The organism is Pseudomonas sp. 1176_21 (assembly GCF_052850635.1).
On the sequence record NZ_VXCV01000005.1, the window covers coordinates 400673 to 424074 of the forward strand.

The 23402-nt window shown below is 64.8% G+C and carries 19 protein-coding genes and 1 pseudogene; 12 read left to right on the plus strand and 8 right to left on the minus strand.

What is annotated here, in order from left to right; genetic code table 11:
• Window positions 1–70 precede the first annotated feature (70 nt).
• From FW760_RS15125 to azu, 4 genes are all read left to right on the plus strand, one after another.
• A complete protein-coding gene (locus FW760_RS15125) occupies window positions 71–2374 on the plus strand; it encodes a YgiQ family radical SAM protein (protein WP_043863520.1) in 2304 nt (767 codons plus the stop codon).
• Between the two features lie 180 nt (window positions 2375–2554).
• A complete protein-coding gene (locus FW760_RS15130; RefSeq protein ID WP_196932994.1) occupies window positions 2555–5026 on the plus strand; it encodes a circularly permuted type 2 ATP-grasp protein in 2472 nt (823 codons plus the stop codon).
• Window positions 5026–5928 (plus strand): transglutaminase family protein, encoded by a 903-nt coding sequence (locus FW760_RS15135; RefSeq protein WP_058541585.1) that lies wholly within the window; start codon window positions 5026–5028, stop codon window positions 5926–5928. Before FW760_RS15130 ends, FW760_RS15135 begins: the two co-directional genes overlap by 1 nt.
• A 295-nt stretch (window positions 5929–6223) precedes the next feature.
• Window positions 6224–6670 carry an azurin gene (gene azu, locus FW760_RS15140; RefSeq protein ID WP_043863517.1) on the plus strand — a complete coding sequence of 149 codons (447 nt, stop codon included), beginning with the start codon at window positions 6224–6226 and terminating at the stop codon, window positions 6668–6670.
• A 101-nt stretch (window positions 6671–6771) separates the two neighbouring features.
• On the opposite strand, the gene nadE is transcribed toward azu, so the two are convergent.
• On the minus strand, window positions 6772–7599 hold the full coding sequence (gene nadE, locus FW760_RS15145; protein ID WP_043863516.1) for an ammonia-dependent NAD(+) synthetase: 828 nt from the start codon (window positions 7597–7599) through the stop codon (window positions 6772–6774).
• Window positions 7600–7602: 3 nt separating this feature from the next.
• The gene (gene pncB, locus FW760_RS15150) at window positions 7603–8805 is read right to left on the minus strand and encodes a nicotinate phosphoribosyltransferase (RefSeq protein ID WP_043863515.1); all 1203 of its coding nucleotides are present in this window, start codon (window positions 8803–8805) and stop codon (window positions 7603–7605) included.
• 458 nt (window positions 8806–9263) lie between these two features.
• Here pncB and FW760_RS15155 point away from each other — a divergent pair, with 458 nt between their 5' ends.
• The 6 genes from FW760_RS15155 to FW760_RS15180 all read left to right on the plus strand — a co-directional run bounded on the left by FW760_RS15155 (window position 9264) and on the right by FW760_RS15180 (window position 15916).
• A complete protein-coding gene (locus FW760_RS15155; protein ID WP_043863514.1) occupies window positions 9264–10400 on the plus strand; it encodes a branched-chain amino acid ABC transporter substrate-binding protein in 1137 nt (378 codons plus the stop codon).
• 162 nt (window positions 10401–10562) lie between these two features.
• Complete coding sequence (locus FW760_RS15160) at window positions 10563–11477, plus strand: ABC transporter permease subunit (protein WP_043863513.1); 915 nt, start codon at window positions 10563–10565, stop codon at window positions 11475–11477.
• 2 nt (window positions 11478–11479) lie between these two features.
• On the plus strand, window positions 11480–12763 hold the full coding sequence (gene livM, locus FW760_RS15165; protein WP_043863512.1) for a high-affinity branched-chain amino acid ABC transporter permease LivM: 1284 nt from the start codon (window positions 11480–11482) through the stop codon (window positions 12761–12763).
• Window positions 12760–13635: an ATP-binding cassette domain-containing protein gene (locus FW760_RS15170; protein WP_446443845.1), complete on the plus strand. Its 876-nt coding sequence runs from the start codon at window positions 12760–12762 to the stop codon at window positions 13633–13635. The genes livM and FW760_RS15170 overlap by 4 nt, the downstream gene beginning before the upstream one ends.
• Window positions 13632–14348, plus strand: coding sequence for an ABC transporter ATP-binding protein (locus FW760_RS15175; RefSeq protein WP_043863511.1), 717 nt, complete (start codon window positions 13632–13634; stop codon window positions 14346–14348). Before FW760_RS15170 ends, FW760_RS15175 begins: the two co-directional genes overlap by 4 nt.
• 803 nt (window positions 14349–15151) lie before the next feature.
• Window positions 15152–15916, plus strand: a complete 765-nt coding sequence (locus FW760_RS15180) for an SDR family oxidoreductase (protein WP_043863510.1) — start codon at window positions 15152–15154, stop codon at window positions 15914–15916.
• Between the two features lie 66 nt (window positions 15917–15982).
• Here FW760_RS15180 and FW760_RS15185 read toward each other — a convergent pair whose 3' ends face one another.
• The 3 genes and pseudogenes from FW760_RS15185 to FW760_RS15195 all read right to left on the minus strand — a co-directional run.
• A complete protein-coding gene (locus tag FW760_RS15185) occupies window positions 15983–17092 on the minus strand; it encodes an AGE family epimerase/isomerase (protein ID WP_054916168.1) in 1110 nt (369 codons plus the stop codon).
• A gap of 90 nt (window positions 17093–17182) precedes the next feature.
• Window positions 17183–17815 (minus strand): TetR family transcriptional regulator, encoded by a 633-nt coding sequence (locus FW760_RS15190; protein ID WP_043863508.1) that lies wholly within the window; start codon window positions 17813–17815, stop codon window positions 17183–17185.
• A 112-nt stretch (window positions 17816–17927) separates the two neighbouring features.
• Window positions 17928–18203: pseudogene (locus FW760_RS15195) on the minus strand (phage infection protein); the annotation flags it as partial.
• A gap of 177 nt (window positions 18204–18380) precedes the next feature.
• Here FW760_RS15195 and FW760_RS15200 point away from each other — a divergent pair.
• Window positions 18381–20453, plus strand: a complete 2073-nt coding sequence (locus tag FW760_RS15200; RefSeq protein WP_058541582.1) for an AsmA family protein — start codon at window positions 18381–18383, stop codon at window positions 20451–20453.
• Window positions 20454–20538: 85 nt separating this feature from the next.
• Here the strand turns inward: FW760_RS15200 and FW760_RS15205 are convergent, their stop codons facing one another.
• Together FW760_RS15205 and osmE are read right to left on the minus strand one after the other, a co-directional pair.
• Window positions 20539–21069 (minus strand): ferritin-like domain-containing protein, encoded by a 531-nt coding sequence (locus FW760_RS15205; protein WP_043863506.1) that lies wholly within the window; start codon window positions 21067–21069, stop codon window positions 20539–20541.
• A gap of 85 nt (window positions 21070–21154) precedes the next feature.
• The gene (osmE, locus tag FW760_RS15210) at window positions 21155–21499 is read right to left on the minus strand and encodes an osmotically-inducible lipoprotein OsmE (RefSeq protein WP_043863505.1); all 345 of its coding nucleotides are present in this window, start codon (window positions 21497–21499) and stop codon (window positions 21155–21157) included.
• Between the two features lie 134 nt (window positions 21500–21633).
• On the opposite strand from osmE, the gene FW760_RS15215 reads away from it, so the two are divergent.
• The gene (locus FW760_RS15215) at window positions 21634–22524 is read left to right on the plus strand and encodes an esterase/lipase family protein (RefSeq protein WP_446443846.1); all 891 of its coding nucleotides are present in this window, start codon (window positions 21634–21636) and stop codon (window positions 22522–22524) included.
• On the opposite strand, the gene FW760_RS15220 is transcribed toward FW760_RS15215, so the two are convergent.
• On the minus strand, window positions 22484–23395 hold the full coding sequence (locus FW760_RS15220) for a DMT family transporter (RefSeq protein WP_088514148.1): 912 nt from the start codon (window positions 23393–23395) through the stop codon (window positions 22484–22486). The genes FW760_RS15215 and FW760_RS15220 overlap by 41 nt on opposite strands.
• Between the last annotated feature and the right edge of the window lie 7 nt (window positions 23396–23402).

The window sequence follows — 23402 nt, forward strand, 5'->3', positions numbered from 1 at the left end:
CGGAATTGGTCAAAATTTGTGCTATATTCCGCGCCCGCGATTTCCCTGATACCAAGAACCGGTCACTGACATGCAAGCAGCCAAACCACTTTTCGACTATCCCAAGTACTGGGCCGAATGCTTCGGGCCAGCGCCATTCCTGCCGATGAGCAGGGAGGAGATGGATCAGCTCGGCTGGGATTCCTGCGACATCATCATCGTGACCGGTGACGCCTACGTCGACCACCCGTCGTTCGGCATGGCCATCATCGGCCGGCTGCTCGAAGCCCAGGGCTTCCGGGTGGGCATCATTGCCCAGCCGAACTGGCAGAGCAAAGACGACTTCATGAAGCTGGGCGAGCCGAACCTGTTCTTCGGTGTCGCGGCCGGCAACATGGACTCGATGATCAACCGCTACACCGCCGACAAGAAGATCCGCTCGGACGACGCCTACACCCCGGGTGGCCTGGCCGGCAAGCGCCCCGACCGTGCCAGCCTGGTCTACAGCCAGCGCTGCAAGGAAGCCTACAAGCACGTGCCGATCGTGCTGGGTGGCATCGAGGCCTCGTTGCGCCGCATCGCGCACTACGACTACTGGCAGGACAAGGTGCGGCACTCGATCCTGATCGACGCCTGCGCCGACATCCTGCTGTACGGCAACGCCGAACGCGCGATCGTCGAAGTCGCCCAGCGCCTGTCCTACGGCCACAAGATCGAAGACATCACCGACATCCGCGGCACCGCCTTCGTGCGCCGCGACACCCCGCAGGGCTGGTACGAAGTGGACTCCACGCGTATCGACCGGCCGGGCAAGGTCGACAAGATCATCAACCCGTACGTGAACACCCAGGACACCCAGGCCTGCGCCATCGAGCAGGAGAAGGGCCCGGTCGAAGACCCGCAGGAAGCCAAGGTGGTGCAGATTCTGGCCAGCCCGCGCATGACCCGCGACAAGACCGTGATCCGCCTGCCGTCCTACGAGAAGGTGCGCAGCGATGCGGTGCTGTACGCCCACGCCAACCGCGTGCTGCACCTGGAAACCAACCCGGGCAACGCCCGTGCGCTGGTGCAGAAGCACGGCGAGGTGGACGTGTGGTTCAACCCGCCGCCCATCCCGATGACCACCGAAGAGATGGACTACGTGTTCGGCATGCCCTATGCGCGCGTCCCGCACCCGGCGTATGGCAAGGAGAAGATCCCGGCCTACGACATGATCCGCTTCTCGGTGAACATCATGCGTGGCTGCTTCGGTGGCTGCACCTTCTGCTCGATCACCGAGCACGAAGGCCGCATCATCCAGAACCGTTCCCACGACTCGATCATTCGCGAGATCGAAGAAATCCGCGACAAGGTGCCGGGCTTTACCGGGGTCATCTCCGACCTGGGCGGGCCGACCGCCAACATGTACCGCATTGCCTGCAAGAGCCCGGAAATCGAATCTGCGTGCCGCAAGCCGTCGTGCGTGTTCCCCGGCATCTGCCCCAACCTGAACACCGACCACTCGGCGCTGATCCAGCTGTACCGCAGTGCGCGTGACCTGCCGGGGGTGAAGAAGATCCTGATCGCCTCGGGCCTGCGCTACGACCTGGCAGTCGAGTCGCCGGAGTACGTCAAGGAGCTGGTCACCCACCACGTGGGCGGCTACCTCAAGATTGCCCCGGAGCATACCGAGGAAGGCCCGCTGAACCAGATGATGAAGCCTGGTATCGGCAGCTACGATCGCTTCAAGCGCATGTTCGAGAAGTACTCCAAGGAGGCGGGCAAGGAGCAGTACCTGATCCCGTACTTCATCGCGGCGCACCCGGGCACTACCGACGAAGACATGATGAACCTGGCCCTGTGGCTCAAGGGCAATGGCTTTCGCGCCGACCAGGTGCAGGCGTTCTACCCGTCGCCGATGGCCTCGGCCACTGCCATGTACCACTCGGGCAAGAACCCGCTGCGCAAGGTCACTTACAAGAGCGACGCGGTGACCATCGTCAAGAGCGAGGAGCAGCGCCGCCTGCACAAGGCGTTCCTGCGGTATCACGACCCCAAGGGCTGGCCGATGCTGCGCGAAGCCCTGCAGCGCATGGGGCGTGCCGACCTGATCGGGCCGGCCAAACACCAGTTGATCCCGCTGCACCAGCCGGCGACCGACAGCTATCAGAGTGCGCGGCGCAAGAACTCGACGCCGGCGGGCAGCCACAAGGTGGCCAAGGAAACCAAGATCCTGACCCAGCACACCGGCTTGCCGCCGCGTGCCAGCGACGGTGCCAAGCCGTGGGACAAGCGCGAGCAGGCCAAGGCGGCCGCCTTTGCGCGTAACCAGGAAGCGGCCAAGGCACGCAAGGACGCCGCCAAGGGTGGCAAGGGCAAGGGCAAGAAGACCCGCGAGCCGGTGTTGCCACGCTGATACGCGTCGCGGCCATCGCGGGTCAAGCCCGCTCCCACAGGTACAGTGCAGATCCATAGGCCACTGACTATCCTGTGGGAGCGGGCTTGACCCGCGATGAGGCCCGCAAGGCCACATCCATCCTTCTCCCCATCCCCGCCACACGCTACCCTGCATCACCTGCCGTCACCGAGCACGCCCATGGCTGACCCGCTGGCCTCACCAAGCCCTGCCTCCTACCACGAGATGTTCGCGGCGGATGGCAGCGTGCGCCCGCATTGGCAGCGCCTGCACCAGCACCTGCAACGCAGCGGCCCCACCCAGCTGGCCCAGCGCCAGGCCCAACTGGCGCGTCATCTGCAGGAAAACGGCGTCACCTACAACATCTACGCCGACCCCGACGGCACCGATCGCCCGTGGGAGCTGGACCTGCTGCCGCAGCTGATCCCCGCGCAGGAGTGGCAGGCGCTGGCGGCGGGCATCGCCCAGCGCGCGCACCTGCTCAACGCGGTACTGGCCGACATCTATGGCCCGCAGCGCCTGATCGGCGAAGGCCTGCTGCCGTCCGAGCTGGTGTTCGGCCACAACAATTTTCTCTGGCCGTGCCAGGGCATCACGCCGCCCGGCTCGACCTTCCTGCATGTGTACGCTGCCGACCTTGCCCGCGGCCCCGATGGGCGCTGGTGGGTCACCGCCGACCGCACCCAGGCGCCCTCCGGGGCCGGCTTCGCGCTGGAGAACCGCACGCTGGTCACGCGCACCCTGCCGGACCTGTACCGCGACCTGCACGTGCAGCACCTGGCCGGGTTCTTTCGCAACCTGCAACAGAGCCTGCTGCGCCTGGCACCCAGCGGCCAGGAACCGCCACTGGTGGTATTGCTGACCCCGGGGCGCTTCAACGAAAGCTATTTCGAGCACCTGTTCCTCGCCCGCCAGCTGGGTTACCCACTGGTCGAAGGCAGCGACCTGACCGTGCGCGATGCCACGGTTTACCTCAAGACCCTGGGCGGGCTGCGCCGGGTACACGCGATCATGCGCCGCCTGGACGACGATTTCTGCGACCCGCTGGAACTGCGTACCGACTCGGCCCTCGGCGTGCCCGGCCTGCTCGACGCAGTACGCCAGGGCCGCGTGCTGGTGGCCAATGCGCTGGGCAGCGGGGTGCTCGAATCTCCCGGCCTGCTCGGCTTTCTGCCGGCCATCAACCAGCACCTGTTCGGCGAGGCCCTGAGCCTGCCGTCGATCGCCACCTGGTGGTGCGGCGAGCCGCCTGCGCTGGAGCAGGCCCTGGCCAGGCTGCCGGAGCTGCTGATCAAGCCGGCGTTCCCCTCGCAGAGTTTCGCTGCGCTGTTCGGGCGCGACCTGGACGAGGCGGCGCGCGATGCCTTGGCCGGGCGCATCCGTGCACGCCCGTATGCCTACGTGGCACAGGAACTGGCGCAGTTGTCCCAGGCGCCGGTATGGCAGGGCACGCTGCAGGCGCGGCCGATCGGCATGCGGGTGTATGCGGTGGCCACCGCCGATGGCTACCGGGTGCTGCCCGGCGGCTTGACCCGGGTGGCCGCCCTGGCCGATGCCGAGGTGGTGTCGATGCAGCGCGGCGGGGCCAGCAAGGACACCTGGGTACTCGGCGAGGCGGCCCCGGTCGGCGAACAGTGGCAGGCCAGCCGCACCCTTGGCGTGGCCGATCTGATCCGCCAGGACCCGTACCTGCCGTCGCGGGTCGTGGAAAACCTGTTCTGGTTCGGCCGCTATTGCGAGCGCTGCGACACCAGCGCGCGCCTGCTGCGCATCCTGCTCAGCCGCTACCTGGATGGCGAACATCCGTCCACCTGGCAGGCGGCGGTGGCCCTGGCCGAAGAGCTTGAGCTGCTGCCCCCCGAGGGCACCCTGGCCGAGCGCCTGCGCGCCGCCTTGCTCGATGCCGACTGGGCGTTCAGCCTGCGCGCCAACCTGCAGCGCCTGCAGTGGACCGCCGCCCAGGTGCGCGGCAAGCTCTCGCGGGAGAACTGGCAGGCGCTGGTGGAGTTGCAGCACGAAGCCCAGGCGCTGGGTGGGCAGACGGCGGACTTCGGCGAGCTGCTGGATTTTCTCAACCGCCTGGTGATGTCGCTGGCGGCGCTGTCCGGCTTTGCCCTGGACGACATGACCCGCGATGAAGGCTGGCGCTTTCTGATGATCGGGCGGCGCATCGAGCGCCTGCAGGGCTTGAGCCTGAGCCTGGCCAGTTTTCTGCGCGGCCCCGGCGCCTTCGACCAGGCGGGTTTGGAATGGCTGCTTGAACTGGGCAACAGCAGCATCACCTACCGCTCGCGCTACCTGGCGGTGGCGCAGTTGATCCCGGTGCTGGACCTGCTCCTGCTCGACCAGCAGAACCCCCATGCGGTGCTGTTCCAGCTCAAGCTGCTGGTGCGTGCCCTGGAGCGATCCAGCGATGAGTTCGGCAGCCCGCCAGACCCGACCCTGGCCCTGCTGGCCGAGCGCCTGTATCACTTCGACCTGGGCAGCCTGGAGCACGCGCTGTTCGGCAAGGCCAGCGTACGCGCGGTGCTCGATGGCCTGGCCGAGTTGCTGGGCGAGATCGCCAAGGCCAGCCTGCAGGCCTCCGAGCGACTGGCGCTGCGCCACTTCGTGCATGTCGATGACATCAGCCAGCAGACGGTGTCGGCCTGATGAGCGCGCGCTACCAGGTACTGCACGACACCCATTACCGCTATGACAGCCCGGTGTCCCTGGCCCAGCAACTGGTGCATCTGTGGCCACGGGCCTGTGCCTGGCAGCAGTGCGAAGACCGGCAATTGCAGGTCGACCCACTGCCGACCCGGCGGCGCGACGAGCTCGACGGCTTCGGCAACCCGCTGACCCGGCTGGCGCTGGAGCGCCAGCATGATCAACTGCGCGTGGTGACGCGGGTGCAGGTGAACGTGCTGTCGCGCGCCGCGCCGGTGCTGGCTGCCTCGCCGCCGTGGGAACAGGTGTGCCAGGCGCTGGCGTATTCGGGGCAGGCGCTGACTGCGGCCACGCTGGAGGCGTGCCGCTTTCGTTTCGAATCGCCGTATGTGCGGCTGAAGCAGCGTTTCGTCGTGTTTGCCGAGCCGTGTTTCGCCCCGGGCCAGCCGTTGCTGCTGTGCGTGCAGGCCCTGATGCAGCAGATTTTCAGCCAGTTCACCTTCGATGCCGGTGCCACCCAGGTGGCCACCCCGCTGGTTGAGGTGCTGCAGCGTCGCCGCGGCGTGTGCCAGGACTTCGCCCACCTGATGCTCGCGTGCCTGCGCTCGCGCGGGCTGGCGGCGCGCTATGTCAGCGGCTACCTGCTGACGCGCCCGCCGCCCGGGCAGGCCCGGCTGATCGGGGCCGATGCCTCGCATGCGTGGGTGTCGGTGTACTGCCCGGTCAACGGCTGGGTGGATTTCGACCCCACCAACAACCTGCTGCCGGCGCTGGAGCACATCACCCTGGCCTGGGGCCGGGATTTTTCCGATGTGTCACCGCTGCGTGGGGTGATTCTGGGCGGGGGCAGCCATGACCCGCAGGTGCAGGTGACGGTGTTGCCGCTGGATGAAGGCCCGGCGTGACGGCCCATTACTCCGGCCGCGCGAATTCGACGTTGCTGCCAGTGGCACCGCAGGCATAGGCAGCCAGCAGGCTGCGCATCAGACTACCAAGGGACATGTCCTGTACTCCTAATTGAGAGGTTGTCTCATCGTCCCTGAATGGCGCATGATGGTCCCGCGGATTTTGTGTATACAATCCATAGCGAAAATTTACTACCAGCGCGCCTAACCTGCCCCTTGACTCATATCAGGCCGGTGGGGGACGCTCTGGGGCAGTATAGAAACGGATAAAAAACCCCTGCCAAGGAGATTCACGATGTTTGCCAAAGCTGTTGCGGTATCCCTGCTGACCCTCGCCAGTGCCCAGGTCTTCGCTGCCGATTGCAAGGTCACGGTCGATTCCACCGACCAGATGTCCTTCAACACCAAGGCCATTGAGATCGACAAGAGCTGCAAGACTTTCACCGTCGAATTGACCCACTCGGGCAACCTGCCGAAGAACGTCATGGGCCACAACCTGGTGATCAGCAAAGAAGCTGACATGCAGCCAATCGCCACCGACGGCCTGAGCGCCGGTATCGACAAGGATTACCTGAAGGAAGGTGATGACCGCGTGATCGCCCACACCAAGGTGATCGGTGCTGGTGAGAAGGACTCGGTGACCTTCGATGTTTCCAAGCTCAAGGCTGACGAGAAGTACGGCTTCTTCTGCTCGTTCCCTGGCCACATCTCGATGATGAAAGGCACTGTTACCCTGAAGTAACGCGGCGTTGCCAATCGCGGGTCAAGCCCGCTCCCACAGGTACAACACTGGTCTTGAAGGCAGTGATGTACCTGTGGGAGCGGGCTTGACCCGCGATGCTTTTACGGGGCGAATGGCATCTCGCGCTTGTGATGCGTCTTCTCGTACGTGCGCCTGATGATCTCGAACGCTTCCTCGCTCACTGCCTCGCCGTGCAGAAACGCATCGATCTGCGCATAGGTCACCCCATGCGATGCCTCGTCCGGCTTGCCCGGCGCCAGGTCTTCCAGGTCGGCGGTCGGCACCTTCTCCACCAGTGATTCCGGCGCGCCAAAGCTGCGTGCAATGTCGCGCACCTGATGTTTCACCAGCCCGCTCAACGGCGCCAGGTCGCAGGCCCCGTCACCGAACTTGGTAAAGAACCCCATCACCGCCTCGGCCGCGTGATCCGTGCCGATCACCAGCCCGCCACGTGCCCCGGCAATGGTGTACTGCGCCACCATGCGCATGCGCGCCTTGGTGTTGCCCACCACGAAATCCACCAGCGCCGGCTTGCCGTCCCTGAGCGCCTCGACCTCGGCCGCCAGCGCCTGCACCGCCGGCGCGATGTTCACCGTATGGCATTCGTCGGGCTGGATGAAATCGATGCACGCCTGGGCGTCATGCTCGTCATGCTGCACCTGGTACGGCAGGCGTACGGCGATGAAGCGGTAATGCACATCGCCCGTCTGTTCGCGCAGCTCGTTGATCGCGCGCTGGGCGAGCAGGGCGCCGGTCAGCGAGTCGACACCACCGCTGATGCCCAGCACCAGGGTCTTGAGCCCGGCGTTCTTCAGGCATTGCTGGATGAAGGCCACGCGCCGGGCCTTCTCGGCCTCGAGCGCGGCCGCGTCGGCGAACGGCGGCTGAACCTTGAGCTGCTGCGCAATCTCTCGCTGGACGGCTTGCATGGGTTACTCCTTGGGCACTTTGAATACGTGGCGCAGGTAGGCGACGAAGTTGGCGTCGCGGCATTGGGTCTTGGCCGCTTCATCGGAAATCTTCGCCACGGGCTGGCCGTTGCAGTCGGTCATTTTAAGTACGATGCTCATCGGCGCCACCCCGGGAATGTCACAGGTGAGGTTGGTGCCGATGCCGAAGCTGACATTGATGCGCCCGCGCAAGGCGCGGAATATCTCCAGGGTCTTGGTCAGGTTCAGCCCGTCCGAGAACACCAGCGTCTTGGTCATCGGGTCGATCCCCAGCTTGCGGTAATGCGCGATGGCCTTCTCTGCCCATTGCACCGGATCGCCGGAGTCATGGCGCAGGCCGTCGAAGAGCTTGGCGAAGTACAGGTCGAAGTCGCCGAGGAATGCATCCATGGTGATGCAGTCGGTCAGTGCTATTCCCAACAGCCCGCGGTACTCGCGCACCCAGCAGTCCAGGGCGGCGATCTGGCTGTCGATCAGCCGCGGGCCGAGCTGCTGGTGGGCCATGATCCACTCGTGGGCCATGGTGCCCAGCGGTTTGATATCCAGTTTGCGTGCCAGATGCACGTTGCTGGTGCCCACGAAGCGCGCCGGGAACTCCGCCGTCAGCACCTTCACCACCTGTTCCTGGACCTTGTAGGAGAAGCGTCGGCGGGTGCCGAAGTCGGCCACCTGCAGTTCGGCCAGCTCCTCGCTGCTGGCATTGGCGCGCAGCCAGTCGAACTTGCGGTACAGCTGGTCGCGTGCATCCACCAGCTTGATCTGTGGATAACGGTGCTGGTTGCGCACCTCGCTGATGATCGCCAGCAGCGGCACCTCGAACAGGATCACGTGCAGCCACGGACCGTGCAGGCGCAGTACCAGTTCGTCGTGCTCGATGGCCAGGTGCAGGTAGCGCAGGTTGAAGCGAAACAGCCCCAGAAAGCGCAGGAAGTCCGGCTTCATGAAGCTGATCTGCTCCAGGAAGCCCAACTGCTCGGCACTGATGCTCAGCTCGCTGAGGCGCTCGATCTGTGCGCGGATCTGCGCCAGATAGGGGCGCAGGTCTTCGCCGTTGCGGCAGCGGAACTCCCACTCCACATCTACGTTGGGGTAGTTGTGCAGCACCGCCTGCATCATCGTCAGCTTGTAGAAATCGGTATCGAGCAGGCTCTGCACGATGCGGTTGGCGAAGGCACTTTCGCTCATAAAGGACTCCAGGTCGGGCGTGCGCCCATCCGGGGCCGCCAATGCAGCCCATTGTGCCAGTCTTTTTGCCGCTGAGGCCGGCGCCGACGGGGTAATTCGGTAGCAGGCTATGGGTAGCGGCGGTTTTCGCATTGGCCAGCTAGCCTCTTATGGTGCCCGCTGTAGCAGATGCGCACCAAGGATGTGCAGTTCGGTTACGTATCTTGTTACAGGCTGGTTGCACGTAAACACAGGTCGGGGTTGCAATGATGGCACTCAAGGGTTGCGCTTCAAGCGGTTCGTGGGTGGCGCCAGGTGCAGGGCAGGAGGTTGCACGGCCCGTGGAAAAGGCGCGAAAGCAGCGCCTGCCGAACCTGATCGCGAGTTTTTACAGAATAAAAATCCAATGGCACGGCCCTTGCTCATCGCAATTGCTGAACGTTGTAGTGCCAACCAAAAAAACTCAGGAGCACCACCTCATGTCGCAGACGTTTTACAAGAAAGGCTTTCTGGCCCTCGCCGTTGCCACGGCGATGGGCGTGTCTTCGTATGTACAGGCCGACGTCAAGATCGGTGTAGCGGGCCCGATGACCGGTGCCAACGCGGCGTTTGGCGAGCAATACATGAAAGGTGCGCAGGCGGCCACCGACAAGATCAATGCCGCGGGCGGCATCAACGGCGAGAAGATCGTGCTGGTCAAGGGCGACGATGCTTGCGAGCCCAAGCAGGCGGTGGCCGTGGCCAACCGCCTGGTCGACCAGGACAAGGTCATCGGCGTGGTCGGGCACTTCTGCTCGTCCAACACCATCCCGGCGTCGGAGGTGTACGACGAGGCCGGGGTCATCGCCATCACCCCCGGCTCGACCAACCCGCAGGTCACCGAACGTGGCCTGAGCGCCATGTTCCGCATGTGCGGGCGCGACGATCAGCAGGGCATCGTGGCCGGCGACTACATCGTCGATGTGCTCAAGGGCAAGAAGGTTGCCGTGCTGCACGACAAGGACACCTATGGCCAGGGCCTGGCCGACGCCACCAAGGCGCAGTTGACCAAGCGCGGCGTCACCCCGGTGCTGTACGAGGGCCTGACCCGTGGCGAGAAGGACTTCAGCGCCGTGGTCACCAAGATCCGCTCCACCGGTGCCGACGTGGTCTACTTCGGCGGCCTGCACCCCGAAGCCGGCCCGCTGGTACGCCAGTTGCGCGAGCAGGGGCTCAAGGACGTCAAGTTCATGTCCGACGACGGCATCGTCACCGACGAACTGGTGTCGACCGCCGGCGGCAAGCAGTACGTCGATGGCGTGTACATGACCTTTGGCGCCGACCCGCGCCTGCTGCCCGACAGCAAGGCGGTGGTGGACGAGTTCCGCAAGGCCGGTACCGAGCCCGAAGGCTACACCCTGTACGCCTACGCCTCGATCCAGGCCCTGGCCGCCGCGTTCAACGGTTCCAAGTCGAACAAGGGTGAAGACGCTGCCAAGTGGCTCAAGGCCAACCCGGTGCAGACCGTGATGGGCGAGAAGAAGTGGGACGCCAAGGGTGACCTGACCGTGTCCGACTACGTGGTCTACCAGTGGGACAAGGACGGCAAGTATCACCAACTGGAAAAACAAAAATAACAACGGCCGGCACCCCGGGCACTCGCTGCCCGGGGCGCGCCCCGGTTTTTGCCGTACCTGTCTTTTCTCGTAGATCTGCACAACCCGGCGCCGCTTGTACCGCCTCAACGGCGGTGCAACGTGGTCGGCGCTTGTGCAATCTCAAATACGTGAGATTGCGTTATGGATGGTATTTTCCTGCAGCAACTGATCAATGGTCTGACCCTGGGGTCGGTCTATGGTCTGATCGCCATCGGCTACACAATGGTCTATGGCATCATCGGCATGATCAACTTCGCGCACGGCGAGGTGTACATGATTTCCGCCTACCTGGCGGCTATCAGCCTGGCATTGCTGGCGTATTTCGGTATCGAGTCCTTTCCCCTGCTGATGCTCGGGACGCTGATCTTCACGGTGGTGGTCACCGGCGTGTATGGCTGGACCATCGAACGCATCGCCTACAAACCCCTGCGCAACTCCACCCGGCTGGCACCGCTGATCAGTGCCATCGGCATTTCGCTGATCCTGCAGAACTACGCGCAGATCAGCCAGGGCGCCCGCCAACAGGGCGTGCCGACCCTGCTCGAAGGCGCCTGGCGCCTTGAAGTGGGCACCGGCTTCGTGCAACTGACCTACACCAAGATCTTCATCCTGGTGGCAGCCTTCGTCGGCATGGCCGCGCTCACCTACATCATCAAGTTCACCAAGCTGGGGCGCATGTGCCGGGCCACCCAGCAGGACCGCAAGATGGCCTCGATCCTGGGCATCAACACCGACCGGGTGATCTCCTACGTGTTCGTCATCGGCGCGGTGATGGCCGCGCTGGCCGGCGTGCTGATCACCATGAACTACGGCACCTTCGACTTCTATGCCGGCTTCATCATCGGCATCAAGGCCTTCACCGCGGCGGTGCTGGGCGGTATCGGCTCGCTGCCGGGCGCGATGCTCGGGGGCATCATCCTGGGGATTTCCGAGTCGCTGTTCTCCGGGCTGATCAACTCCGACTACAAGGACGTGTTCAGCTTCTCGCTGCTGGTACTGATCCTGATCTTCCGTCCCCAAGGCCTGCTGGGTCGCCCACTCGTGGCCAAGGTGTAAGTATGTCTGCTGCCAAAAACGCTTCCATCGATATCAAGCGCAGCCTGGTCGATATGGTTCTCGCCGGGCTGATTTCCCTGATCGTGTTCGGCCCCATCGTCGGCGTGGTGCTCGACGGCTACAGCTTCAACATGCAGCCCGCGCGTGTCGCCTGGCTGGTGGCGGGGGTGATGCTGGGACGCTTCGTGCTCAGCCTGTTCCTGCAGACCAGCAAGGGCCAGGCCATCCTGCAGGGCTTCGAGAGCAGTGGCTCGGGTGTGCATGTACTGGCGCCGGACTACAAGTCGCGCCTGCGCTGGATCATCCCGGCACTGATCGTGATTGCCATCGTGTTCCCGTTCTTCGCCAACAAGTACCTGCTTACCGTGGTCATCCTCGGGCTGATCTACGTGCTGCTGGGCCTGGGGCTGAACATCGTGGTGGGCCTGGCCGGGCTGCTCGACCTGGGCTACGTGGCGTTCTACGCCATCGGTGCCTATGGCCTGGCGCTGGGCTACCAGTACCTGGGGCTGGGCTTCTGGACGGTGCTGCCGCTGGCGGCGATCGCCGCGGCACTGGCCGGCTGCATACTGGGCTTTCCGGTGCTGAGGATGCACGGGGACTACCTGGCCATCGTGACCCTGGGCTTTGGCGAGATCATCCGCCTGGTGCTCAACAACTGGCTGTCGTTCACCGGCGGGCCCAACGGCATGCCGGTACCGTCGCCGACCTTCATGGGCCTGGAATTCGGGCGCCGAGCCAAGGACGGCGGGGTACCGTTCCACGAGTTCTTCGGCATCGACTACAACCCCAACGTGAAATTCCTGTTCATCTACATCGTGCTGTTCCTGGTGGTGCTGGCGGTGCTGTACATCAAGCACCGGCTCACCCGCATGCCGGTGGGGCGCGCCTGGGAAGCGCTGCGCGAGGACGAGATCGCCTGCCGCTCGATGGGCCTGAACCACGTGCTGGTCAAGCTCTCGGCGTTCACCCTGGGTGCGTCCACCGCAGGCCTGGCCGGGGTGTTCTTCGCCAGCTACCAGGGCTTCGTCAACCCGTCCTCGTTCACCTTCTTCGAGTCGGCGCTGATCCTGGCCATCGTGGTGCTCGGCGGCATGGGCTCGACGGTCGGGGTGGTGATCGCCGCCTTCGTGCTCACCGTGGCGCCGGAGCTGCTGCGCAGCTTCTCCGAGTACCGCGTGCTGCTGTTCGGCGTGCTGATGGTGTTGATGATGATCTGGCGACCGCGTGGGCTGATCCGCATCAGCCGCACCGGTGTGGTCCCGCGTAAAGGAGTGGCGCCATGAGCGACGAAGTGATTCTTTCGGTCAACAACCTGATGATGCAGTTCGGCGGCATCAAGGCGCTCAGCGACGTGAGCCTGAAGGTCCGGCGCAACGCCATCTTCGCGCTTATCGGCCCCAACGGCGCGGGCAAGACCACCGTGTTCAACTGCCTTACCGGGTTCTACAAGGCCAGCGGCGGCAAGATCGAGCTGAACCTGCGCGGCACCCGCACCAATGTCATCCAGCTGCTGGGCGAACGCTTCCAGGCGGCCGACTTCGTGTCGCCCAGAAGCTTTGCCAGCCGCCTGTACTACAAGATGTTCGGCGGCACCCACCTGGTCAACCGGGCGGGGCTGGCGCGTACTTTCCAGAACATTCGCCTGTTCAAGGAAATGTCGGTGGTGGAGAACCTGCTGGTGGCCCAGCACATGTGGGTGAACCGCAACCTGCTGGCCGGGGTGCTCAACACCAAGGCCTACCGTCAGGCCGAGAGCGACGCCCTGGACCATGCCTTCTACTGGCTGGAGGTGGTCGACCTGGTGGACTGCGCCAACCGCCTGGCCGGCGAGCTCTCGTATGGCCAGCAGCGCCGCCTGGAAATTGCCCGGGCCATGTGCACGCGCCCGCAGATCATCTGCCTGGACGAACCCGCCGCCGGCCTCAACCCGCAGGAAACCGAAGCGCTCAGCCGCATGATCCGCGTGCTGCGCGACGAGCATGACCTGACGGTGGTACTGATCGAACATGACATGGGCATGGTAATGAGCATTTCCGACCATATCGTGGTGCTGGACCACGGCAACGTGATCGCCGAGGGCGCGCCGCAGGAGATCCGCAACAACCCGACGGTGATCGCGGCCTACCTGGGCGCCGATGAAGAGGAGCTGGCATGAGCGTACCGATCCTCGAACTGAAGGACCTGGACGTGTTCTACGGCCCGATCCAGGCGCTGAAAAAGGTCTCGATGCACATCGACGAAGGCGAGACGGTAAGCCTGATCGGCTCCAACGGCGCGGGCAAGTCCACGCTGCTGATGTCGATCTTCGGCCAGCCGCGCGCGGCGTCGGGGCAGATCCTCTACCGGGGCACCGATATCACCCACAAGTCGTCCCACTACATCGCCTCCAACGGCATCGCGCAGTCGCCGGAGGGGCGCCGGGTGTTCCCGGACATGTCGGTGGAAGAGAACCTGATGATGGGCACCATCCCGATTGGCGACAAGTTCGCCGGCGAGGACATGCAGCGCATGTTCGAGCTTTTTCCGCGGCTCAAGGAACGGCGCAACCAGCGGGCGATGACCATGTCCGGTGGCGAGCAGCAGATGCTGGCGATTGCCCGGGCGCTGATGAGCCGGCCCAAGTTGCTGTTGCTGGATGAACCGTCGCTGGGGCTGGCGCCGATCGTGGTCAAGCAGATCTTCTCGACCTTGCGCGAGCTGGCCAAGACCGGCATGACCATCTTCCTGGTGGAACAGAACGCCAACCATGCGCTCAAGCTGTCGGACCGCGCCTACGTGATGGTCAACGGGCAGATCCGCATGACCGGCACCGGCCAGGAACTGCTGGTCAACGAGGAGGTGCGCAACGCGTATCTGGGTGGGCACTGACACTGCCCAACCACACAGACCCCGGCTTGCCGGGGTTTTTTTGTGCGTATTGCGGCCCAATCGCGGGTCGAGCCCGCTCCCACAGGGGCAGCGGTGAACCTCGTGGGAGTGGGCTTGAATCGCGATCGGGCCGCAGATCGGCCTTGCGGCAGATTGTGGAAAAGTTATTTGAAGGTGTGCAGGTAACGCGACACAACGTCGCTCCAGGCACTTGTTTTCAAAGGCATTGAAGTTGTCCCCGATTCGTGTGGAACCGACTGTGGGTAACTTGGTAGTACATGGCTGAAGACCATGTAATACAAGGCTTACAGAGGTGTGGTTGTTTTTTGAGCAGCGGTTTTTCTGACGCTGCAGCGGGGATTTGTCAAGGCTTTTATGGCGAGGTCGATTGCCCCTCATTTCACCTGTGCAGCCTGTGGATAACTCTGTGGGCAAGCACTGGAAAGACTGGCGCAGGCAGCGAGATCAAAGGCCTCGGGCCATCACTGCAGTTATCCTTTTGCATCTCTGGCTGTCGCGTTGTTCAAGGGGCGGCCGCCAGGTCAAGCGAAATACTTCCCACGCCAGGCCGCAGCCCGCTCAAACCGTGGGCCGCAGCCTGTGCAGTTGCCCCCAGTCTGTGTGGAAGGGCCTGTGGATAACGTGCGTACAGCTCGCGCCGGGCCTTGCGGGGCAAGGCTTTCAGGGTTTTGATCGTTTTTTGTACAGTTGATTTTCGGCTTGCTGCGCAGCGCGGTGGCGGGGCATGCTGCACGCCCTGTCGATCAGTTGCCCGTGGGCACGTTTTCCCGAGGAGATTTTTCATGACTTCCACCGTATTCATCACGGGCGCCACCTCCGGTTTTGGCGAAGCCTGCGCACGTCGCTTCGCCGAGGCGGGCTGGTCGCTGGTGCTGACCGGTCGGCGCCAGGAGCGCCTGGAGGCGCTGTGTGCGGAGCTGTCCAAGCAGACCGAAGTGCATGGCCTGGTACTCGATGTGCGTGACCGCAAGGCCATGGAAGCGGCCATCGAAGGCTTGCCGCCGACCTTTGCCAAGCTGCGCGGGCTGATCAACAACGCCGGCCTGGCCCTGGGTGCCGACCCGGCGCCCAAGTGCGACCTGGACGACTGGGAGACCATGGTCGACACCAACATCAAGGGCCTGATGTACAGCACCCGCCTGCTGCTGCCGCGCCTGATCGCCCACGGGCGTGGCGCGACAATCCTCAACGTCGGGTCGGTGGCGGGCAACTATCCGTACCCGGGCAGCCATGTGTATGGCGGTACCAAGGCGTTCGTCGGGCAGTTCTCGCTGAGCCTGCGCTGCGACCTGCAGGGCACGGGCGTGCGGGTCAGCAACATCGAGCCGGGGCTGTGCGAGAGCGAGTTCTCGCTGGTGCGCTTCGGGGGTGACAAGGCGCGCTACGACGCCACCTATGCCGGTGCCGAGCCGATCCAGCCGCAGGACATTGCCGAGACCATCTTCTGGATTCTCAACCAGCCGGCGCACATCAACATCAACAGCCTAGAGCTGATGCCGGTGAGCCAGGCGTGGGCGGGGTTCTCGATCGATCGTTCGAAGGCCTGAGTGCACTTTCGCCGGCAAGGCCGGCTCCTGCAACTCATGTAGGAGCCAGCGTTGCTGGCGAAGGCATCAGAGGGCGCGCTGCAACCCTTCCAGGCAGGTCGCCAGGTGGTACGGCGTGGTCGACGGCATATCGTGCCGGCTCACCGCGCCACTGGCGTCGCGGCATTCATGCCAGCCGCCGTCATGCAGAAAGTTCTGCTGCAATGCCTGCAGTTGCGCAAGCACCTTGCCCGCGCTGTCGGGCCGCAGCGCCAACGCACGCAGGTATTCGGCCTGGGCCCAGATGCGCTGGGTGGCGTCACGCACGCTGCCGTCGACATTGAGCATCGCCAGCACCGCACCGTTCTTTACCCCCTGTTGCTCGGCATAGCCGAATGCGCGGCTCAACGAGCCATGCAGCGCGCCGCCGCGCAGCAGCGGTGAGGATTCGAGCAGATAGAACCACTCGAACTGGTGCCCCGGTTCGAACCAGTTATCCACAGCCCCGCGCGGTTTTTCCAGCATCACCCCATGTGCCGGGTCGATGAAGTGCGCCTGCATGGCCTCGGTGAGGTTCACCAGCGCGTCCTGTACCACCGCGTCGTGACGCACCGACAGGGTGGCGAGAAAGGCTTCGGCCAGGTGCATCAGCGGGTTCTGCAACGGCCCGCTGCCCAGCGTCGACCAGTCTTCGGCCAGGCTCGCCTCGTACAGGCCGTGCTCGGTGGCAAAGCGCTCCAGCACCACTTCAAGGGCTGCATTCAAGGTCGACTCGGCCATTGCTTCGTTCACCTTGCCCCAGTAATGCGCGCAGGCGAACACGATGAAGGCGTGGGTGTAGAGGTCCTTGGTGCGGTCCAGCGGGTTGCCCTGGGCGTCGATGCTGTAGAACCAGCCGCCGTGCTCGGCGTCGTGAAAGTGGCGTTGCAGGGTGCGCAGCAGGGCGGCGGCACGTTCCGCGGCGCCAGGCTGCTCGATGCGGCTGCTGAACAGGTACAGCTGGCGCGCGCAGGCCATGGCACGGTAGCGCTGTACCGGCAGGGGCCGGTGCTGCGGGTCGAGGGCTTCGAATGGCAGGGCCATGTCCGCGTTCCAGCCTGGGCCTTGCCACAGCGGCACGATGCGCTGGGCGAAGTGCTGCTGGACGCTGTCGAGCAGGGCAGGGAGTTCAGGCTGGGCGGTACGAAGGTCGGGCATGGAGAGGCGTCGTCGCGGTGGGCGTTTGTGGCGCATGGTAGCAGGAATTGCGGTTCGGCTTGAGCACCCCTTCGCTGGCAAGCCAAGGGCTCAGCGCAGATCGCCGAGCCCTTGCCAGTACTTGGCCCCGACAAAGATGAAGCGCAACTGCTGGGTGATCTTCGCCTGCGCGCTCAACTGCCCCGGTACCGGCTCGGCCGGCGAGTCGATCAGCTCGGGCAGGGTGGCGAACACGGTCTTGACCACCAGGTCGGCCATCACCCCCAGGGCCGCGTCGTCCAGATGCCGCCAGCGCGGCATGCGTTTGAGGTCCGCCGCCAGGTCCGAGCTGATCCCTTCGCGCAGCTTGGCGATGGCCTGGCGCACCGGCTGCGAGCCACCGTACTGCTCGCGGGCCAGGAACAGGAACTGCGCCCGGTTGGCCGCCACCACATCGAGAAAGATGCGCACCGAAGCATCGGTGATGCCGCCCAGTTCGAATTCGTTGTGGCGCACCAGGCGGATGGTCTGGCGGAAGGTTTCGTCCACCTCGTTGACCAGTGCCAGCCCCAGCTGGTCCAGGTCGCAGAAGTGGCGGTAGAAGCCGGTGGGCACGATGCCGGCGGTCTTGGCTACCTCGCGCAGGCTGATGCTGCCGAAGCCTCGGCCGCTCTCCATCAGGTGGCGGGCGGCATCCAGCAGGGCCTGTCGGGTCTGTAGCTTTTGTTCGGCGCGCGGCAGCATGGCGAGTATCGGTTCACAGTCATACAGCCCTGCACTCTAGGGCCTGGGCCGCAAAAAACAAAGCCCGGTCGATGGACCGGGCTGTGGGCGCGGGCACTGGCGCATGGGCTCAGCTCGCGCGGCTGTTGCGTTCGATCAGACGGTCCGAGCCGCCTTCGGCGATGCGAGTGCTGCGTTCGACAAGGCGGTCGGAACCACCTTCGGCAACGCGGTTGCTGCGCTCGATCAGGCGGTCAGAACCGCCTTCGGCCAGGGTCTTGAGGGGCTGTGCAATGACGCTGGCGCTGTCGCGGGCTTCGGCCGAGAGGTTCTGTTCGGTGGCGGGTACGGCGAAGGCGTTGGCAGCCAGCAGGCTGAGGGCAAAACTGAGCAGCAATGGGCGTTTCATGATCTGGCGCTCCTTGGGAGGGCTGGTAAGTGGGTACGGCGCCAATGCTACGCTTGGGGGTCAGATAAAGAAGTTCATAAAGATAATGGTAACAATCGACGGCATTGATAGTCGGAAGTGTTAAGTGCCCTCAACGGGCATGGCTGTTCGCCATGCTGTCATCAGGAGATTCGTGCAATGACGCGCCCTGCCAAAATTCTCACCTGGACCTTCGCCACTGTGCTGTTGTTGCTGGCGGTCCTGATCATCGTCATCGCCACCTTCGACTGGAACCGCATCAAGCCCACCCTCAACGAAAAGGTCTCCGAGGCCTTGCACCGACCCTTTGCGATCAATGGCGACCTGGCCGTGCGCTGGCAGCGCGATCGCGACGAGGGCGGCTGGCGCGCCTGGGTGCCATGGCCGCGCTTCATCGCCCAGGACCTGACCCTGGGCAACCCCGAGTGGCTCAAGGCGCCGCAGATGGTCGGCCTGCAGCGCGTGGAGTTTCGCCTCTCGCCGCTGCCGCTGCTGGCCCAGCGCATCGTGATCCCGCGTATCGACCTGACCCTGCCGGTGGCCAGCCTCAAGCGCCTGGCCGATGGCCGCGCCAACTGGACCTTCGATTTCGGGCCCAAGGACGAGAACGCCGAGCCGTCCAAATGGGTGCTGGATATCGGCGCCATCGGCTTCGACAAAGGCGAGGTGGCCTTCGACGACCAGACCCTCAAGACCGTGGTGAAGGTGCAGGTCGACCCGCTGGGCAAGCCCATTCCGTTCACCGACATCGTCGGCAAGGCCAGCGCCGACAAGGCGGCGAGCCAGGGTTCGGCGCCCCAGGACTACGCCTTCGGCTTCAAGGTCGACGGCCGCTACAAGGGCCAGCCGTTGAATGGCAGCGGCAAGATCGGCGGGCTGCTGGCACTGCAGGACGCCACGCAGCCGTTTCCGCTGCAGGCTGACGTGCGCATCGCCGACACGCGCGTCGCGGTGGCCGGCACCCTGACCGACCCGCGCAACCTTGGCGCGCTCGACCTGCGCCTGCGCCTGTCGGGCGCAAGCCTGGGCAATCTGTACCCACTGACCGGCGTGACCCTGCCCGACTCGCCGGCCTATTCCACCGACGGCCACCTGATCGCCAAGCTGCACGAGCCGGGCGGGGCGGTGTTCCGCTACGAGGGCTTCAACGGCAAGATCGGCGACAGCGATATCCATGGCGACATGGCTTTCGTCGCCAGCCAGCCGCGGCCAAAGCTCACCGGCAAGCTGGTGTCCAACCAACTGCTGTTCAAGGATCTTGGCCCGCTGATCGGCGCCGACTCCAACGCCGAACAGAAGGCCCGTGGTGGCGCGAGCAAGCAGCCGGCCGGCAAGGTGCTGCCGGTGGAGGAGTTTCGCACCGAGCGCTGGCGCACCATGGACGCCGACGTGAGCTTCAGCGGCAAGCGCATCGTGCACAGCGAAGAACTGCCCTTCAAGGACCTGGCCGCGCACTTCGTGCTCGATGACGGCGTGCTGCGCCTGGAGCCGCTGAGTTTCGGCGTGGCCGGCGGCAAGCTGGATGCACAGATCCGCCTGGATGGCCGCGCGGTGCCGATGCAGGGGCGTGCGCGCCTGAGTGCGCGCAACTTCAAGCTCAAGCAGCTGTTCCCCACCTTCGAACCGATGAAGACCAGCTTCGGTGCGCTCAATGGCGATGCCGACATCAGTGGCCGCGGCAACTCGGTGGCGGCCTTGCTCGGCACCTCCAATGGCGACCTGCGGCTGCTGATCAACGATGGCGCGATCAGCCGTGGCCTGATGGAGATCGCCGGGCTCAACGTGGGCAACTACGTGGTGGGCAAGCTGTTTGGCGACAACGAGGTGAAGATCAACTGCGCGGCGGCGGACTTCGGCATCAAGGACGGCCTGGCCAGTACGCGCCTGTTCGTGTTCGACACCGAGAACGCGATCATCTACATCGATGGCACGGCCAACTTCGCCACCGAGCAACTGGACCTGAAGATCAACCCCGAGTCCAAGGGCCTGCGCCTGTTCTCGCTGCGCTCGCCGTTGTACGTGCGCGGGCCGTTTGCCAAGCCGAGTGCGGGCGTGCAGGCGATTCCGCTGGCGTTGCGCGGGGCGGGGATGGTGGCGTTGGGGGTGGCGGTAGCGCCGGCGGCGGCGTTGCTGGCGCTGGTGGCGCCCAGCGGCGGGGACGAGAACCAGTGCACGCCGTTGCTGGAGCAGATGCGTTCGGGCAAGGCGCCCAAGACCGTCAAGGCTGGCTAAACGCATCGCGGGTCAAGCCCGCTCCCACAAGGATCACCACGGACCCTGTGGGAGCGGGCTTGACCCGCGATGAAGTCGCTGCGGTTTACAGCCCTTTGAGCAGATCCGCCATATCGTCCGCGTGCTCTTCTTCCTGGGCCAGGATGTCTTCGAAGATGCGCCGGGTGGTCGGGTCGCTGTCACCGATGTACTGGATGATCTCGCGGTAGCTGTCGATGGCGATGCGCTCGGCGACCAGGTCTTCGAGCACCATTTCCTTGAGGGTCTTGCCTGCCACGTACTGCGCGTGGGAGTTCTTGCTCAGGTTGTCGGGGTTGAAGTCCGGTTCGCCGCCCAGTTGCACGATGCGCTCGGCCAGCTTGTCGGCGTGTTCCATCTCCTGGTTGGCGTGCTCCAGGAACTCTTCGGCGGCCACGTTGGCCTTGATCCCCTCGGCCATGAAGTAGTGGCGTTTGTAGCGCAGTACGCACACCCACTCGGTGGCCAGCGACTCGTTCAGCAGGCGCAGGATCTTTTCGCGGTCGGCGGTGTAGCCTTCGGTCACCGCACCGTCTTCCACGTGCTGGCGGGCGCGGTGGCGCAGGGTTTGTACATCGGTCAGTTCAACGTTGCTCATCATGTTCTCCAAGCTGAAAACGGGGTTTCACGCTCTGACGGCGCGTCGGGTGCACAGTGTGTGATTGATTGGCGCGCTAAAAGTTTTACGCGCCGGGAAGGGCCTGTTCGTCCTTCTGGCGTTGCTCGCACGTCTTGAAGCCCTTGGCATCCACATGCCCGGTGGCATCGAAACGCACGTAGTAAGCCTGTTGCTTGCCTTCATGGTTTAGCACGTAGTTGTTGCATGTGCCGCCGTGGGGCAGGTCGATGACGGAGGAAGGGCTGCCGCCGATGGCGATCACCTGCTGCATGGTCATGCCGTTGCCCACCTGCTTGACCAGCGGCTGTTCGCGGTAGGTCACGTAGTCCACAGGGTTTTCAGGGCGGTTGCTGCCGCAGCCTACCAGGGTGGCGCTTGCCAGCAGGGCTGCCAGGGCGTGCTTGTACATGGTCTCGCTCCCTTGTGAAGGCCGTCATGGCCTGATAAGGGTTGGAACCGCAGCGCACGCCGGGAGTTCGATTGCAGTTGCCATTGTTGTGCCTGTAGGGTGGTGCGCACTGCCACGGATCGGGAGGGGCCGCCATGTCGCAAGCGCTTGCAACGCGTTATCCACTGGTACTGGTGCCGGGCATGCTCGGCTTCGTGCGCCTGGTGCTGTACCCGTACTGGTTCGGCATTGTCGCGGCCCTGCGCCGGGGCGGGGCCACGGTGTTCCCGGTGCAGGTCTCGCCGATCCACGGCAACGAGGTGCGCGGTGAACAGCTGTTGCGCATCATCGACGACCTGCGCCGCCGCACCGGCGCCGACAAGGTTCACCTGCTGGGCCACAGCCAGGGTGCGCTGACCGCCCGTTATGCGGCGGCCAGGCGCCCGGAATGGGTGGCCTCGGTCACCTCCATCGCGGGCCCCAACCACGGCTCCGAACTGGCCGACTACCTGGACAAACACTACCCCGGCGATTCCGCCCGCGGGCGCCTTCTCAAACTGGTGCTGCACGGGCTGGCACGGCTGATGGGCTGGCTGGAAACCGGCTGGCGCGGGGCAGGCCTGCCCATCGACGTGCACGCCTCGCACCAGTCGCTGACATTCGAGGGCGTGGCCCTGTTCAACCAGCGTTATCCACAGGGCCTGCCGCTGACCTGGGGTGGCCAGGGGCCGGCCGAGGTCGACGGGGTGCGCTACTACTCGTGGTCGGGCACCTTGCAGCCGGGCATCACCGACAGCGGGCGCAACCGCTTCGATGGCAGCAACCGCTTCTGCCGCCTGTTCGCGCGCACCTTCGTGCGTGAACCGGGCCAGTGCGACGGCATGGTCGGGCGGTTCAGCTCGCACCTGGGCCAGGTGATCGGCGACGACTACCCGCTGGATCACCTGGATATCGTCAACCAGTCACTCGGCGCGGTGGGCAAGGGCGCCGACCCGGTACGGCTGTTTACCGAGCACGCGGCGCGTCTGAAGGCGGCGGGGCTTTGAGGCGGCGCAGCGGGGTGGTCCAGCGTTCGGCCAGAATCACCCCGGCCAGGGTCAGCACGCCGCCCACCAGGTGATACGGCGCCAGGCGCTCGTCGAGCACCAGTGCCGCGATCACCGCGGTCAGCGCCGGCAGCAGGTTGAAGAACAGCGTGGTGCGGCTGGGCCCCAGGCGCACCACCGCCTGCATCCACACCAGTGGCGCCACGATCGAGGCCAGCACGCAGGCATAGAGCACCAGGCCGATGTTGTCCACGCTCAGCCCGGCCTTGGGCGAGAACAGGTACAGCGGCAACAGCACCACGATCGCCACCAGCACCTGCAGGTACAGCAGTTGCAGCGGCGGCAGGCGCAGCTGCCACTTTTTCAGCAGGGTGCTGTACACCGCATAGGCCAGGGTGGCGATCAGCATCATCGCGTCTCCCAGGTTCAGGCCGTGGGCCAGCAGCGCGGCCGGGTCGCCGCCGGACACCACCACCAGCACCCCGGCGAACGACACCAGTGCACCCAGCAGCGCGCCGGCGCTCAGGCGCTGGCCCAGGGTGGCGATGGCCAGGGCCAGCGACATCAGCGGCATCAGCGACAGGATGATGCCCATGTTGGTGGCGCTGGTGATGGCGGCGGCAAAGTACGCCAGGCTCTGGTACACCGCCATGCCCAGCACCCCGAGGATGATGATCTTGCCCAGGTGCGGACGGATCGCCGCGCGGTTGCGCAGCACTGCCCGCAGCAGGAACGGGCTGAGCAGCAGGCCGGCGAGCACCCAGCGGTAGAAGCCGATCTCGGCAGGGAAGATGGCGCCGACGGCCAGCTTGTTGACCACGGTGTTGCCGGCCCAGATCAGAATGGCCAGCAGGGGGAACGCATAATTCATGCAACAG

Bases quoted from the DNA above. Each gene is read 5' to 3' on its own strand.
- FW760_RS15125 (WP_043863520.1), top strand. From the start codon at position 71: ATGCAAGCAGCCAAACCACTTTTCGACTATCCCAAGTACTGGGCCGAA.
- FW760_RS15130 (WP_196932994.1), top strand. From the start codon at position 2,555: ATGGCTGACCCGCTGGCCTCACCAAGCCCTGCCTCCTACCACGAGATG.
- FW760_RS15135 (WP_058541585.1), top strand. From the start codon at position 5,026: ATGAGCGCGCGCTACCAGGTACTGCACGACACCCATTACCGCTATGAC.
- azu (WP_043863517.1), top strand. From the start codon at position 6,224: ATGTTTGCCAAAGCTGTTGCGGTATCCCTGCTGACCCTCGCCAGTGCC.
- nadE (WP_043863516.1), bottom strand. From the start codon at position 7,599: ATGCAAGCCGTCCAGCGAGAGATTGCGCAGCAGCTCAAGGTTCAGCCG.
- pncB (WP_043863515.1), bottom strand. From the start codon at position 8,805: ATGAGCGAAAGTGCCTTCGCCAACCGCATCGTGCAGAGCCTGCTCGAT.
- FW760_RS15155 (WP_043863514.1), top strand. From the start codon at position 9,264: ATGTCGCAGACGTTTTACAAGAAAGGCTTTCTGGCCCTCGCCGTTGCC.
- FW760_RS15160 (WP_043863513.1), top strand. From the start codon at position 10,563: ATGGATGGTATTTTCCTGCAGCAACTGATCAATGGTCTGACCCTGGGG.
- livM (WP_043863512.1), top strand. From the start codon at position 11,480: ATGTCTGCTGCCAAAAACGCTTCCATCGATATCAAGCGCAGCCTGGTC.
- FW760_RS15170 (WP_446443845.1), top strand. From the start codon at position 12,760: ATGAGCGACGAAGTGATTCTTTCGGTCAACAACCTGATGATGCAGTTC.
- FW760_RS15175 (WP_043863511.1), top strand. From the start codon at position 13,632: ATGAGCGTACCGATCCTCGAACTGAAGGACCTGGACGTGTTCTACGGC.
- FW760_RS15180 (WP_043863510.1), top strand. From the start codon at position 15,152: ATGACTTCCACCGTATTCATCACGGGCGCCACCTCCGGTTTTGGCGAA.
- FW760_RS15185 (WP_054916168.1), bottom strand. From the start codon at position 17,092: ATGCCCGACCTTCGTACCGCCCAGCCTGAACTCCCTGCCCTGCTCGAC.
- FW760_RS15190 (WP_043863508.1), bottom strand. From the start codon at position 17,815: ATGCTGCCGCGCGCCGAACAAAAGCTACAGACCCGACAGGCCCTGCTG.
- FW760_RS15200 (WP_058541582.1), top strand. From the start codon at position 18,381: ATGACGCGCCCTGCCAAAATTCTCACCTGGACCTTCGCCACTGTGCTG.
- FW760_RS15205 (WP_043863506.1), bottom strand. From the start codon at position 21,069: ATGAGCAACGTTGAACTGACCGATGTACAAACCCTGCGCCACCGCGCC.
- osmE (WP_043863505.1), bottom strand. From the start codon at position 21,499: ATGTACAAGCACGCCCTGGCAGCCCTGCTGGCAAGCGCCACCCTGGTA.
- FW760_RS15215 (WP_446443846.1), top strand. From the start codon at position 21,634: ATGTCGCAAGCGCTTGCAACGCGTTATCCACTGGTACTGGTGCCGGGC.
- FW760_RS15220 (WP_088514148.1), bottom strand. From the start codon at position 23,395: ATGAATTATGCGTTCCCCCTGCTGGCCATTCTGATCTGGGCCGGCAAC.